This is a genomic window from Massilia sp. 9096 (assembly GCF_000745265.1).
Classification (GTDB): domain Bacteria; phylum Pseudomonadota; class Gammaproteobacteria; order Burkholderiales; family Burkholderiaceae_D; genus Telluria.
This window is the reverse complement of record NZ_JQNN01000001.1, coordinates 2804432-2818894: the sequence shown is the minus strand read 5'-3', so window position 1 is coordinate 2818894 and position 14463 is coordinate 2804432. Positions and strand designations below refer to the sequence as shown.

Genomic DNA, 14463 nt, shown 5'->3' with positions numbered 1-14463 from the left:
GACCGCCGGCCGCAGAAGCCGCTCGGGCACTGCCCGCCGGTCCGAATAAGAACGAAGAGGGGACATCGATGTTCATCAGACGTAGTTTGACTTCACGACTGCGGCCGGGGTTGCACGCCCTGACGCTGGCGTGCGCCAGCGTGGTCATGCTCGCCGGCTGCGGCGCCGGCGACGACGGCAGCAGCCCGGTCGCGGCGCGCAGCGCGCACCAGCTGGCAGCCACCGGCAGCGTCGCGGCTGTGGCGCCGGTCGCGGCCGGCAGTATCCGCATGCACTTCCACCGCGTCGAAAACGACGTCGCGCAATGGGGCGTGTATTCCTGGGATGGCCCGAAGAACCCGAGCGCGGCCTGGATCACCGACCGCTTCCTGTTCGCCAGCAGCGATGCCTTCGGCGGCTACGTCGACATCCCGCTGGCGGCCAGCAAGAGCGCGATCTCGTTCCTGGTCACCGACGGCAACGGCACCAAGAACTGTCCGAACGACCAGAGCGCCAAGCTGAACGCCGACGTCTACGACAAGGGCCAGGAAGTCTGGATGCTCGAAGGCGACTGCAACGTCTACGCCAACCAGCCGGCGCTGACCTACGGCGACCTGTCCAAGGCCAACGCCTACTGGCTGTCCGCCAACAGCCTGGCCTGGCCGCTGGCTTCAACGGACGGCAGCTACAAACTGTTCTACGCAGCCAACGGCGGCCTGTCCTCGGACGACAGCGGCGTCACCGGCTTCGATGGCAGCTTCGACCTGAGCGTGGCCGCGTTGCCGGGCGACGTCCAGCAAAAGTTCGCCTGGCTCGGCGCCGTCACCGGTCTGCGCCTGTCGGACGCGGATGCGGCCAAGGCCGCCCAGCTGGCCAGCAGCCAGTTCGCGATCGCGCGCTATGACGCCGGCGGCAAGCTGCTGCAGGTCACCTCGCTGCAGACGGCCGGCATGCTCGACGACGTGTTCGGCGCCAAGGCGGCCAACGCGACCCTCGGCCTGTCCTTCAACCTGCGCAACGCGCCGACCTTCCGCGTCTGGGCGCCGACCGCCAAGGCCGTCCAGCTGGACGTGTATGCCGGCCCGAACGCCGCCGCCACGGCCCACGTGCCGATGACGCGCGACGCCGCCAGCGGCGTGTGGAGCTACACCGCGCCCGATTCGAGCTGGATGAACAAGGCCTACTACACCTACACGGTACAGGTGCTGTCGCGCTGGGCCAACAACACGGTCGTGACCAATACCGTCACCGACCCGTACTCGGTCAGCGTCAACGCCGGCAGCACGCGCAGCTTCGTGGCCAACCTGGACACCCTGGCGCTCAAGCCGGCGGGCTGGGACCAGCAGCGCGTCAAGACCGTCGATGCGCCCACCGACATTGCGCTGTACGAGCTGCACGTGCGCGATTTCTCGGCATCCGACACCAGCGTGCCGACCGCCCACCGCGGCAAGTACCTGGCCTTCACCGACGTCAATGCGAACGGCATGCGCCACCTGCGCGAGCTGGCCGACGCGGGCTTGACCCACGTGCACCTGCTGCCCAGCTTCGACTACGCCAGCGTGCCGGAAACCGGCTGCGTGACGCCGACCATTCCGAACTCGGGCCCGGCCTCGAGCGACCAGCAGGCGGCGGTGGCGGCGGTGGCCGACAGCGACTGCTTCAACTGGGGTTATGACCCGGTCCACTACAACACGCCGGAAGGCAGCTACGCCAGCAACGCCAACGACGGCATCGCGCGCGTGCGCGAGTTCCGCTCGATGGTGCAGGCGCTGCACGGCGCCGGCCTGCACGTGACGATGGACGTGGTCTACAACCACACCAGCCAGTCGCAGCAGGGCTCGCTGTCGACGCTCGACCGCATCGTCCCGGCCTATTACTACCGCCTGGGCAGCGACGGCCACATCCTGAACGACAGCTGCTGCGCCGACACCGCCCAGGAAAACACGATGATGGGCAAGCTGATCGTCGATTCGATCTCGCTGTGGGCCAGCGCGTACAAGGTCGACAGCTTCCGCTTCGACATCATGGGCTTTACCCCGCTCGAGCTGATGAAGCGCATCCAGGTGGCGGCCAACAAGGCTGCCGGCCACGACGTCTACCTGTACGGCGAAGGCTGGAACTTCGGCGCCGTGCAGAACGACGCCCGCTTCGTGCAGGCGCGCCAGGCCAACCTGTTCGGCACCGGCATCGGCTCGTTCAACGACCGCATGCGCGACACCATCCGCGGCGGCGGCTGCTGCGACTCCGGCAACGACCTGATCGCCCAGCAGGGCTTCGTCAGCGGGGCGTATTTCGACCCGAACGGCCAGTCGACCCAGACCCGCGACGATGCGCTGCGCCTGGCCGACCTGGTGCGCGTGACGCTGTCCGGCTCGCTGCGCAACTACAGCTTTACGGACCGCAACGGCGCGCTGCGCACGAATGCCCAGATCGACTATTTCGGCCAGCCGGCGGGCTATACCGGCCAGCCGTCCGAATCGATCAACTACATCCAGGCGCACGACAACCAGACCCTGTTCGACATCAACGCCTATCGCCTGCCGCAGTCGACCAGCCTGGCGGACCGCGTGCGCGTGCAGAACCTGGGCAATGCGATCAACATGCTGGCGCAGGGCATCCCGTTCTTCGAGGCCGGCCAGGAACTGCTGCGTTCGCGTTCGATGGACGCGAATGGCTACAACTCGGGCGACTGGTTCAATCGCCTGGACTACAGTTACCAGTCCAACAACTTCGCGGTCGGCCTTCCGCCAGCCGGCTCGAACCAGGCCAACTGGGCGATGATGACGCCGATCCTGACCAATCCGCTGATCAAGCCCGACACGCGCGCGATCCTGCAGGCCAAGGCCGGGTTCGAGGAGATGCTGCAGATCCGCCAGGACAGCTCGCTGTTCCGCCTGCGCACCGCCCAGGACGTGATCGACCGCCTGAAGTTCTATAACGTCGGCCCGAACCAGGTGCCGGGCGTGATCGCGATGGGCATCGACGGCAGCAACCCGGGCAGGTATGCCGGCGCGCAGTACAAGGCGGTGGTGGTGATGTTCAACGTCGACAAGGTCGCCAAGACTGTCGCCGTGCCCGAACTGAAAGGCCGCCAGCTGCAGCTGCACCGCGTCCAGCGCAACGGCGCCGACGAGGTGGTCAAGTCGTCGACCTTCGACAAGGCCAGCGGCAGCTTCACGATCCCGGCGCGCACCACGGCCGTGTTCGTGCAAAACGCCGGCGACTGATGCGGACAGGGGGGTGAGGCTGCGGCCAGCTCCTCTGACGCGCACGACAAAAGGCCGGGAGCGCTGCCCCGGCCTTTTTTTCGCCGTGGAAAGTCTGCCGGTCTTACTTCTGCGGCAAGTTGATGACGCCGTTGCCGTTGATGCGGTCGTTTTCCAGCGACTGCATGTTGGCGGTGCCGACGTTCCCTGTCCCGGCGCCCGCCGACTTCTTGCGCGGGATGTAGCTGCCGAGCGTGGTGGAGCTCGCGTCGGCGACGGTGTCGCCCTGTCTGGTCGGATCGGCGGCGCAGCCGGTTGTCAGGGCGGCGCAGGCGAGCACGGCCGAGGCGAGCGGGAACAGCAAACTTGGACGAATCATCGAATTCCTTTCTTGTACGACACGGGGTTGGAGTGTGTGCAGGTCAGTGACCGAGCCCGCCCGACAGCGCGGGCGCCTGGTTGGCGCCCGGGTTCAGAATCTGGCTCGGATCGATCTGGCCACCGCTCATCGTGGCCCCCGGATCGCCTTTGCGGCGTGGCAGCATGCTGCCGGTCGTCGTTTCGCGATCCGCGCGCGCGAGTCGCTGCTGCTGGCCGTCGGCATTCGGGGTCTGGGCGCAAGCTGCGAGCAGGCAAGTCGCAGCGGCGCAGATCGACAAGAACTTCATCATGGTCTTCACTCCTGTTAGGTAGAGGTAAACGCTGGGGAACTGCGTTATCCCAACCCAGCAATATAGAGCAGATCGTGCACCCCAAATGTATCCAATTTTCTCCATTTGCATTTTTTCATCAGTCTCATCCCCAGCCGATGCGCGTTGCATGAAAAAAGCCCGCGGGCCTTGCGGCGCGCGGGCTTTGAGAGATGGAGCGAAGCTTACAGCACGTCGCTCGCGAAGTCGGCCAGGCGCGAACGCTCGCCGCGCGCCAGGGTCACGTGGCCGCCATGGCTCCAGCTCTTGAAACGGTCGACCACGTAGGTCAGGCCGCTCGAGCCTTCGGTCAGGTAGGGCGTGTCGATCTGCGCGATGTTGCCCAGGCACAGGATCTTGGTGCCCGGACCGGCGCGCGTGACCAGCGTCTTCATCTGCTTGGGCGTGAGATTCTGCGCCTCGTCGATGATCAGGAACTTGTTCACGAAGGTACGGCCGCGCATGAAGTTGAGCGACTTGATCTTGATGCGCGAACGGATCAGGTCCTGGGTCGCGGCGCGGCCCCAGTCGCCGCCGTCGTTGTCCGACTTCATCAGCACTTCGAGGTTGTCGTCGAAAGCGCCCATCCACGGCGACATCTTTTCCTCTTCGGTGCCGGGCAGGAAGCCGATGTCCTCGCCGACCGGGACCGTCACGCGGGTGACGATGATCTCGTTGTAGACCTTGGTTTCCAGCACCTGCGCCAGGCCGGCGGCGAGCGCCAGCAGGGTCTTGCCGGTACCGGCCTGGCCCAGCAGCGAGACGAAATCGATCTCCGGGTTCATCAGGAGGTTCAAGGCGAAGTTCTGCTCGCGGTTGCGCGCAGTGATGCCCCAGACGTTGTTCTTGTTGCTGGAGTAGTCGCGCAGCGTCTGCAGCACGGCGGTCTTGCCGTTGATCTCACGCACCTGCGCGTACAGCGGCGCCTCGCCGTTTTTCGGCTCCATGAACACGAACTGGTTGACCATCAGGGTCGGGACCAGCGGACCGGTGACGCGGTAATAGGTCGAGGAATAGCCGCCGCGGATTTCCTGCCACGATTCCATGCCCTTGCCGTGCCTGGCCCAGAAGTCGTCCGGCAGCTGGACGATGCCCGAGTACAGCAGGTCGGTGTCTTCCAGCACGTGGTCGTTGAAGTAATCCTCGGCAGCCAGGCCGAGCGCGCGCGCCTTGATGCGCATGTTGATGTCTTTCGACACCAGTACGATCGCGCGGCCGGACTGGTCGGCTTCGAGTGCGCGCACCACGCCCAGGATCTGGTTGTCGGCCTTGCCCGAGGGCAGGCCTTCCGGCAGCGCCGCGCCGTTCAGGCGCGTCTGGAAGAACAGGCGCCCCTTGGCGTCCTTGTTGCCCAGCTTGGCCAGCGGGATGCCGACCTCGATCGCGTCGTCGTCGACGTTGGCGATCAGGGCGTCCAGCGTGCGCGACACCTGGCGCGCGTTGCGGGCGACTTCGGACATGCCCTTCTTGTGGTTGTCGAGCTCTTCCAGCGTCATCATCGGCAGGTAGACGTCGTGTTCCTCGAAGCGGAACAGCGAGGTCGGGTCATGCATCAGGACGTTGGTGTCGAGCACGAACATCTTGGCGCCGCCGGCACTGTCGGCCTTGCGGCTGGCCGGGGACTTGACGTTGACCTCGACCGGCTTGTGCTTGGCCGGATGCGGCTCGTTCATGTCGGTTTCGCGCAGCTTGGCGCGCAGTTTCTCTTCTTTGCCGTCTTTCCTGTTGGTTATGTCGGTGCGTGGCGGGGCAGGCAGCGTTGCCGGTGCGGCGACCGGCGTCTCTTCACGCGCCGGCGCTTCGGCCAGCAGGGCCGCCTTGGACTTGCGCGCGCGCGTGCTCTTGCTTGCAACGGCCGGGCCGCTGATCAGGTCTTCGACCTCGTCGTTTTGCGCCTTCGCGGCTGCGCGGACAGGCGTTTTGCCGGGTTCGGCTTGGGGGTAATCTTTTGCCAGCAGAATGGTTGCCGGCTTGGTCGGTATTTTTGGCAGTGGCATCAGGGTCTCAATCTAAAAGAAAGTCGGGAAGGACGCCGCTTGCGGAGCACACGCTCCGCCGGGCTGGACAGATGCAACTTTGAGGTGAGCTGCGCGGCGCGAACCGGTCCCGTGCGGGGACGCGGCCGGCGCCAGATTGGAGTGATGCTGATAGGTAAAACTGTGACTCAAAATAGTGGGAATAGTCTCGGCAACAGTTTGAAAACCGAGCCGTCTCGTCATACGACTCAAGAGTGGTTTTTCAGGAAATCGAGGATTTCCGTGACGTGATCGTTGACTTTCACGCCACGCCATTCTTTCACCACTTTGCCGTTAGCGTCAATGACAAACGTACTGCGCTCGACCCCCCTTACTTTTTTGCCGTACATGTTCTTCATCTTCATGACGTCGAACTGGTTGCACACCTGTTCCTCGGGGTCGGAGATGAGATCGAACGGCAGGCCGAGCTTGGACTTGAAGTTCTCGTGGGAGCGCAGCGAATCACGGCTGACACCGACCACCTGCACGCCGAGCGCGGTGAATTCGTCGTGGTGGTCGCGAAAGGCCATGGCTTCCGTGGTGCAGCCGGGCGTATTGTCCTTGGGGTAGAAATACAGCACCGTGTACTTCGCCGGGCGGCCGTCCAGCTCGAACGTCTGGTCGCCGGTCATGGCGGCGGTAAAGTTTGGTACGTGCGCGTCGGCGGCTTGTACGGCGGCAGCTGCTGCGGATAGGCTTTCGGCCACGGAATTCTCCTGTTCTAGACAGGCGGCCGAAGCCGCCTTCATGTTGTCGTATCGAGCACGACCAGTTCGCCTGACCGGCCGGGTACTTCGCCCCATTGCAGCGGATACGCCGGCAACGAAGCATGCTTTATCTTCTCATAATAGTCGGCCATCGAGGCGAGTTGATAGCCTTGTGCTTTCCAACCTGACAATAGCCGCTCGAATATGGGGGCGAGTTTTTGTCCTTCAAGCTCAGCATGCAGCGTGTAGACGTGATCGCGCGGATTGGCCGCCGTCAGCTTCAGCAGGTGATCGGCGATATTCGATTCGTCGATCGTGACGCCGTCGATCTCGCGCCCGAGCAGCTCGTCGAGCGTCGGCAGCGTGGTCGGCATCTGGATGTGCTGCAAGCCTTGCAGGCGATAGGGGCCGGCATCCGGGTCAAGCAGCGAGCCGTCGTCGTTGAGCAGCGCGCGGCCGTCGGAGGCATAGCGGTAGCCCATGCGGTCGTGGCGGGCGAACGCATGCGCGTTCATCTGCCAGCCGGCGGCGCCGTGGGTATGCGGCGCCTGGCCGAACACCTGGGCGTGGCGCGCTTCCGATTTCGCCATGATGGCGTCGGTCCAGGCGGGATCGCGTTTGGCGACGTTGTCCTGCCAGTAGACGTGGTCCCAGGTGTGGATGCCGACTTCGAAGCCGGCATCTTTGACGCCGCGCATTTCATCTGCAGTCTTCGCGCCGATGTCCGGCCCGGGCAGCAGCACGCCGTACATCAGCGTCTTCACGCCGTAGTGCTCGACCACCGAAGTGCGCGACACCTTCTTGAAAAAGCCCGGCCGCAGCGCGCGCCGCATCGCCCAGCCGGTGTGGTCCGGTCCGAGCGAAAACAGGAAGGTCGCGCCGGCGCCGTGCGACTTGAGCATGCGCGCCAGGTTGGGGACGCCTTCGCGGGTGCCGCGGTAGGTGTCGACGTCGATCTTGAGAACCAGCAGCGGCGCCAAGATCCGGCCCTTAGTCCATCAGCGCCTGGGCCGCGGCGACCTGGCCACGGTAGGCGTCGAAAATGCCGCGCAATGCGTCCGCCATCGAGGTGGTCGGGGCCCACACCAGATCGTTTTTCGTGTTGTCGATCTTCGGCACGCGGTTCTGCACGTCCTGGTAGCCGGCGCCGTAGTACGCGCCCGAGCTGGTCTCCACGATCTGCACCTTCCTGGCGCCTTCGGCGTATTCCGGGTACTCGGCGGCCAGTTTCAGCATCATGTCGGCCAGTTCGCGGATCGAATAATTGTTGCCCGGGTTGCCGATGTTGTAGATCTGGCCGGTGGCCTTGCCGTCCTTGTTCTCGATGATCTTCATCAGCGCGTCGATGCCGTCGTCGATGTAGGTAAAGGCACGCTTCTGGTGGCCGCCGTCGACCAGAGAAATCGTCTCGCCGCGCACGATGTGGCCGAAGAACTGCGTCAGCACGCGCGACGAACCTTCTTTCGGGGTGTGGATCGAGTCCAGGCCGGCGCCGACCCAGTTAAATGGTCGGAACAGCGTGAAGTTCAAGCCTTCCATGCCGTAGCCCCAGATCACGCGGTCCATCAGCTGCTTCGAGCAGGCGTAGATCCAGCGCGGCTTGTTGATGGGGCCGTACACCAGCTCGGAGTTTTCCGGGTCGAATTCGGCGTCATGGCTCATGCCATACACTTCCGAGGTCGACGGGAACACCAGGTGCTTGCCGTACTTGGCGGCCGAACGCACGATCGGCAGGTTGGCCTCGAAATCCAGCTCGAACACTTTCAACGGCTGCTTGACGTAGGTCGACGGCGTCGCGATCGCCACCAGCGGCAGGATCACGTCGCACTTCTTGACGTGGTACTCGACCCATTCCTTGTTGATCGTGATGTCGCCCTCGAAGAAGTGCATGCGCGGATGGCCCAGCAGGTCCGAGATGCGGTCGGTGCTCATGTCCATGCCGTAGACGTGCCAATCGGTCGTCTCGAGGATGCGCTTGGACAGGTGATGGCCGATAAAACCGTTGACGCCGAGGATGAGGACTTTTTTCATGATGAACTGGTGAATGCTGGGGAATAGGGTAAGCGCCTGCCGTGCCGGCTTGCTTATGGTTGCTTATACTTATGCTTATGCTTGCGTTTGTGCGAGTTGCGCCTGCAGTTCGGCCGGGGAGAGTCGCATGCCATTGGCCAGGAGGCTGTGGATGCGCAGCGCGCGGCCGTCGCCGCAGACGCCGAATATCGCATTATCCACCACCGCCAAGCCTGCTGGCAAACCTGGCAAGCTGCCGTGATGCAAACGCGCACGCTCGATCACGTAGCGATGCGGCCCGACGTCGGTAAAGGCGCCCGGGTAGGGCGGGGCGACCGCGCGGTGCAGGTTGTAGACGGCTCGCGCCGGCTGGGTCCAGTCGATACGGCCGTCTTCCGGCTTGCGCCCGCCGAAGTAGCCGCCCTGGGTCAGGTCGTTCGGGGTGCGCGGCGCGGTACCGGCCAGCAGGTCCGGCAGTACGCGGTACAGCGCCAGCTCGGCCGCCACCGTGACCTTGCCGAACACTTCGAAGGCGGTGTCGTCGGGCAGGATCGGCACCGCCTGCTGGGCCACGATGGCGCCGGCATCCGGCTTGACGGTCATCTCGTGCAGCGTGGCGCCGGTCTCGTGTTCGCCATGCAGCACCGCCCAGTTGGTCGGCGCGCGGCCGCGGTAGGCCGGCAACAGCGAACCGTGCATGTTGTAGGCCGGCGCCACGTCCAGGATCGCCTGCGGCAGCATGTGGCGGAAATAGAAGCTGAACATCAGGTCGGGCCGGGCGGCCTGCACCGCTTGCAGCAGGTCGGGCGACTTGCCGTCCTCCGGCGTGACATAGGGGATGCCCTCGGTCTCGCAGACCTGGATCACGGACTCGAACCAGATGTTCTCGGTGGCGCTGTCCTGGTGCGTGACGACCAGGGCGACGTCGACGCCCCCGGCCAGCAGCACTTTCAGGCAGCGCACGCCGACGTTGTGGTAGGCAAAGACGACGGCGCGTTTGCGGGGTTGGTTCATGGTTTCAATCATCATCTCGTTACTCTGCGCTTTTCCAGCGCGCTGATCTCGTCGGCTTCCTGCCCGGGCACGCCCTGCAGCACGGTCTGGATGACGTAGCGCGGGCGCGCGCGCACTTGCTGGTAGATGCGGCCGACGTATTCGCCGACCAGGCCGATGCCGAACAGGATCACGCCCATGAAGAAGAAGGCGATCGCGAACAGCGTGAACACGCCGTCGGCCTCGGCGCCGACGAACAGTCTGCGCAGCACCAGCAGCACCACCAGCGCCGCCGACGCCAGCGACAGCACCATGCCCATCAGCGAGAACAGCTGCAGCGGCACCAGCGAGAAGCCGGTCATCAGGTCGAAGTTCAGCCGGATCAGGCTGTACAGCGAGTATTTCGATTCGCCGGCCGCGCGCTCCTCGTGCTCGACGACGATCTCGGTCGGGCGGCGCGAAAATTTATAGGCCAGCGCCGGCACGAATGTGTTGACCTCGCCGCACTGGTTGACCAGGTCGATCACGTTGCGCCCGTAGGCGCGCAGCATGTTGCCCTGGTCGGTGATGTGGATGTTGGTGATCTTCTCGCGCAGCCGGTTCATGGCCTTGGACGCGTAGGTCCGCCAGGCCGAATCCTGGCGCTTGCGGCGGATCGAGCCGACGTAGTCGTAGCCTTCGCGCATCTTCTCGATCAGCTTGCCGATTTCTTCCGGCGGGTTCTGCAGGTCGGCGTCGAGCGTGATCGTGATGTCGCCGCGGGTCTGCTCGAAACCGGCCAGGATCGCCATGTGCTGGCCGTAGTTGCCGTTGAACAGCACCACGCGCGTGACGTCGGGGCGCTTGCGGTACTGCTCGGCCAGGATCGCCACCGAGTTGTCGCGGCTGCCGTCGTTGACGAAAATGATTTCGTAGGGCAGGCCCAGCTTGTCCATCGCCGGATACAGGCGCGCGAACAGGTTGGCCAGGCCGGCTTGTTCGTTATAGACCGGAATGACGACAGACACTTCCGGCTTGATTTCCATGAGCGTCATTGCGCCGGCGCCTCCGCCGTAAGGATCGCATTGACCGCCGCCACGACGCGCTCGACCTCGTCCTTCGTCATCGAATTGAACATCGGCAGGGTCACGGTCAGGCGGCCGATCTTTTCGGAGATCGGGAACATGCCTTCCTTGAAGCCGCGCTCGCGGTACAGCGTGAACAAGTGGATCGGCGCGTAGTGGTAGCCGGTGCCGATGTTGTGTTCCTTCTGCATGCGCGTCATGAAATCGGCGCGCGTGCCCGGGCCGCGGTCCGGCAGGATGATCTGGAACAGGTGGAAATTGCTGGTGTCGAAAGCCTGCAGCGGCAGCTGGGCGCCGGTGCGCGCCTCGAAATCGGGGCCGAAGCAATCGAAGTAGTGGCGCGCCAGCTCGGCGCGCTTGGCGGTGACCGCCTCCACGTGCTTCATCTGGCCCAGGCCGATCACGGCCAGGATGTCGCTCATGTTGTACTTGCCGCCCAGGACGTCGACGTCGATGCCGTCCACGCCGCTGCGCGTCACGCCCTGCAGGCGGTATTTTTCCGCCAGGCGTGCTTCTTCCAGGTTGTTCAGCACCAGGCAGCCGCCTTCGCCGGTGGTGATGTTCTTGTTGACCTGGAAGCTGAACGAGACCAGGTCGCCGAACGAACCGATGCGTTTTCCCTTCCACGTCGAACCCAGCGCCTGGGCCGCGTCCTCGATCACGCGCAGCTTGTGTTTGTCGGCGATGGCATACAGGCGGTCCATGTCGACCGGCAGGCCGGACAGGAACACCGGGATGATCGCGCGCGTGCGCGGGGTGATCGCGGCTTCCAGCTTGTCCAGGTCGATGTTGCGGGTGACCGGGTCGATGTCGGCGAACACCGGGGTCGCGCCGACTTCGATGATCACGTTGGCGGTGGCCGGCCAGGAAATCGGGGTGGTGATGACCTCGTCGCCCGGCTTGACGCCGGCGATGCGCAGGCCGATCTCCATCGTGCAGGTGCCCGAGTTGAAGGTGCGCACCGGGCGGCCGCCGAAGTACTCGGACAGCAGGGCTTCGAAGGCCGCGTTTTTCGGGCCGGTCGTGATCCAGCCGGAGCGCAGCACCTCGCCGACGGCGGCGATGGTCTCTTCGTCGATGGTGGGCCGGGTGAAGGGCAGGAAGGCAGAAGCGGTAGTCATGGGACGCTCGTCGTATTCTTTGGCGTTGTATTCTTGGTTGTCTCAGCGCGGTCGGCTGCGGCGGCAAGCGCGCATTGTAGCAGCGCGCGAGGGCGGCGCGGCCAGCCTTGCGCCGATGTCATCTTTCGTCCAGCCGGGTTCAAGAGCGTGCCAGCAGGGTCACGCCGACCAGGATCACGCCGATCGCCACCAGGCGCTGGACCGTGATCACCTCGCCCAGGAACAGCCAGGCGCCGACCGCCGAGACCACGTAGCCCATCGACAGCATCGGGTAGGCGACCGTCACGTCGGCGCGCGACAGGCCGACGATCCAGACGAATACCGAGATGACGTAGCAGGCCAGGCCGCCCAGGATCGGCAGCTGGGTGCCGACCTTGATCAGCGTCGGCAGCAGGTTGCTGGCGCTCAGGTGGATGGCGCCGCCCATGGCGTTGGTGCCGGCCTTGAGCAGCAGCTGGGCGCAGGCGTTGAGCAGCACGCCGCACAGGATGAAGCCGAATGTAGCGAGGTTCATGTTGGTGGTTCTGTTAATGGTTGACGATGACGGTGCGGCGCGAATCGCCCGCGACCACGCGCAGCGGCACGCCGGCGGCCTGCAGGCCGGCCACGAGCTCGGGGCGGATGATGGCGACGTCATGCACCCCTTGGGCGGCGTCGCGGCGCCACACCTCGATCCAGGCCGGAATGGTCGGGATCGAGAGCTCGGGCTGCTGCTGCAGGCCGAAGGTGAACTCGTCCCAGTAGTCGACCAGGGTCACGGTGCGGTTCAGGTAAAAGGTCAGCGATTGTTCGTAGATGCCGACCGAGAACACCTTGGTCTTCGGGTCCAGCGCGCCCGCGCGCGCCAGGGCCGGCAGCATCGTGGTGCCGGCGCGCGCCTGGGCGATCGGCTCGAAGCCGGACAGCATCAGCTCGGTGCCGGCAAAACCGGCGATCGCCAGCGCCAGCACGGTCAGGTCGCGCTGCATCTGGCGTGCGGTCAACAGGGCCAGGGCGCCGCCGATCAGCATCACTAGGCCGGCCGCCAGCACCCACGGCTGGTAGGCCGCGTACAGCGCGGTTTCGCCCGGGTGCTTGGCCAGTTCGAGCATGTTCGGCACCGTCACGAGCAGGGCCACGCCCAGCAGCGCCGTCAAGCCGGCGGTCAGCATGCGGCTGCGGCGGGTGCCGGCGTCCAGGTAGTTCGCGACCAGCAGCGCCACGCCCGGGAACACCGGCAGGATGTAGCCGGGCAGCTTGGAATTCGACTTGGTGAAGAACAGCACGATGACCGCCACCCACACCAGGGCCATGAGGCGCGGGCGGAATTGCTTGGCGCCTTCGCCGCGCGCGCCCAGCACCAGGCTCTGCACCAGCACGCCCAGCCAGGGCACGCTGCCGGCGGCGAGCAGGGCGAAGAAGATCCACCAGGCCGCCTCGCGGTGGTGTTCCTTGAGCAGGAAGCGCTCGAAGTGCTCGTGGATGAAGAAGAAATGCGGCTGCTCGGGGTTCTTCAGGCCGACCAGCACGAACCAGGGCGCGCCGATGACGAAGAACAGCAGCAGGCCTTTGCCGATGTGCAGCCGGGTCCAGATCTTCCAGTCGCGCGCCGCGACCGTGTAGACCACCAGCACGGCGCCCGGCAGCACGATGCCGATCAGGCCCTTGGCCAGCATCGACAGCGCCATGCCGGCCCAGCAGGCCAGCATCCAGTTGCGCTGTTCGGAGGGGGGGGCGTCGTCGCGCTGGGCGATCAGCAGGGCGCACAGCGCCAGCGTCATCATGCCGGAGACGCCCATGTCGAGCGAATCGATCTGGCTGCAGGCGACCCAGTAGAAGCACGAGCCCAGCACCAGCGCGGCGTAAAAGCCGACCCGCTCGCCGAACACGCGACGCCCCGCGTAGCCGGTCAGCAGCACGCCGAACAGGCCGCACAGCCCGGTCCACAGGCGCGCCTGCCACTCGCCCAGGCCGAACAGCTCGAAGGTGAGCGCGTTCATCCAGGTCTGCAGCGGCGGCTTCTCGAAGTATTTGATGCCGTTCAGGCGCGTGGTGATCCAGTCGCCGCTGGCGAACATCTCGCGCGCCATCTCGGCGTAGCGGCCTTCATCGGGCGGAACGAGGGTGCGTGCGCCCAGTGCGAACAGCAGGGCGACGATAAAAACGATCAGCAGGGTCCAGGCGAGTCTCTTGTTGCGGTACAGCTCGTTCATGCAGCGCCCGCACCTTCTGTACCGTCCGTACCGTCTTTGCCTTCGATGATCAGCGCGAGCGTGACCTTGCGGCCTTCGCCCATCAGGATGTTGTAGGTGCGGCAGGCGGCGTGGCTGTCCATGCTCTCGACGCCGATGCGCTGGCCCGACAGGCTGGCGATCAGGCGCGGATGCACGAAGCGCTGGCGTTCGCCGGTGCCGAGGATGACCACGTCCGGCTTGTCCACGGCGATCTGCTCGAAGTGCGCTGCGCTCAGGTCCTCGAAGCGCGTGACGGGCCAGGGACGCGGCGCGGTTTCAGGCATGACCAGCACGCTGTAGTCGAAGCGCTGGGCGTTGATCTCGACGCCGCTGCGGTCGTAGCCGGTGACGGTCTGGTATTTTTCGGTGCTGCTGGTATGGAGCTTCATGGTCGGAAGGCGAACGCGGGGTTGGCACGAGCCGCGTATTGTACCCCCGAATGGTGGCCAAGCCGCAGTCCGCTGCG

General features: G+C 65.1%; 13 protein-coding genes. 1 reads left to right on the top strand and 12 read right to left on the bottom strand.

Translation table 11 applies throughout. From position 1 onward, the window contains the following. The first annotated feature begins 86 nt into the window (after window positions 1–86). Entirely contained in the window at window positions 87–3206 is a 3120-nt protein-coding gene (pulA, locus tag FA90_RS12025) for a pullulanase-type alpha-1,6-glucosidase (protein WP_239700707.1), read from the top strand. 103 nt (window positions 3207–3309) lie between these two features. Here pulA and FA90_RS12020 read toward each other — a convergent pair whose 3' ends face one another. The 12 genes from FA90_RS12020 to FA90_RS11965 form a co-directional block, all read right to left on the bottom strand. Further along, window positions 3310–3564, bottom strand: a complete 255-nt coding sequence (locus FA90_RS12020) for a hypothetical protein (protein ID WP_156116682.1) — start codon at window positions 3562–3564, stop codon at window positions 3310–3312. Window positions 3565–3607: 43 nt separating this feature from the next. Continuing rightward, window positions 3608–3856, bottom strand: coding sequence for a hypothetical protein (locus tag FA90_RS12015; protein WP_156116681.1), 249 nt, complete (start codon window positions 3854–3856; stop codon window positions 3608–3610). A gap of 203 nt (window positions 3857–4059) precedes the next feature. Further along, entirely contained in the window at window positions 4060–5871 is a 1812-nt protein-coding gene (locus tag FA90_RS12010) for a PhoH family protein (RefSeq protein WP_036168991.1), read from the bottom strand. A 227-nt stretch (window positions 5872–6098) separates the two neighbouring features. Further along, window positions 6099–6596 (bottom strand): peroxiredoxin, encoded by a 498-nt coding sequence (locus FA90_RS12005; RefSeq protein ID WP_275041315.1) that lies wholly within the window; start codon window positions 6594–6596, stop codon window positions 6099–6101. 38 nt (window positions 6597–6634) lie between these two features. After that, window positions 6635–7576 (bottom strand): polysaccharide deacetylase family protein, encoded by a 942-nt coding sequence (locus FA90_RS12000; RefSeq protein WP_036168988.1) that lies wholly within the window; start codon window positions 7574–7576, stop codon window positions 6635–6637. Between the two features lie 10 nt (window positions 7577–7586). Further along, entirely contained in the window at window positions 7587–8627 is a 1041-nt protein-coding gene (locus tag FA90_RS11995) for a bifunctional UDP-4-keto-pentose/UDP-xylose synthase (protein WP_036168987.1), read from the bottom strand. A 75-nt stretch (window positions 8628–8702) separates the two neighbouring features. Beyond that, on the bottom strand, window positions 8703–9620 hold the full coding sequence (locus tag FA90_RS11990; RefSeq protein WP_036168985.1) for a formyltransferase: 918 nt from the start codon (window positions 9618–9620) through the stop codon (window positions 8703–8705). Window positions 9621–9631: 11 nt separating this feature from the next. Further along, a complete protein-coding gene (locus FA90_RS11985; protein WP_197065291.1) occupies window positions 9632–10633 on the bottom strand; it encodes a glycosyltransferase in 1002 nt (333 codons plus the stop codon). Further along, complete coding sequence (locus tag FA90_RS11980; RefSeq protein ID WP_036168982.1) at window positions 10630–11784, bottom strand: DegT/DnrJ/EryC1/StrS aminotransferase family protein; 1155 nt, start codon at window positions 11782–11784, stop codon at window positions 10630–10632. The genes FA90_RS11985 and FA90_RS11980 overlap by 4 nt, the downstream gene beginning before the upstream one ends. 139 nt (window positions 11785–11923) lie before the next feature. Next, window positions 11924–12298, bottom strand: coding sequence for a 4-amino-4-deoxy-L-arabinose transferase (locus FA90_RS11975; RefSeq protein ID WP_036168980.1), 375 nt, complete (start codon window positions 12296–12298; stop codon window positions 11924–11926). Between the two features lie 13 nt (window positions 12299–12311). Beyond that, window positions 12312–13976 (bottom strand): glycosyltransferase family 39 protein, encoded by a 1665-nt coding sequence (locus tag FA90_RS11970; protein WP_036168978.1) that lies wholly within the window; start codon window positions 13974–13976, stop codon window positions 12312–12314. Next, window positions 13973–14386, bottom strand: a complete 414-nt coding sequence (locus tag FA90_RS11965; RefSeq protein WP_036168976.1) for an Mth938-like domain-containing protein — start codon at window positions 14384–14386, stop codon at window positions 13973–13975. The genes FA90_RS11970 and FA90_RS11965 overlap by 4 nt, the downstream gene beginning before the upstream one ends. Window positions 14387–14463: the final 77 nt, after the last annotated feature.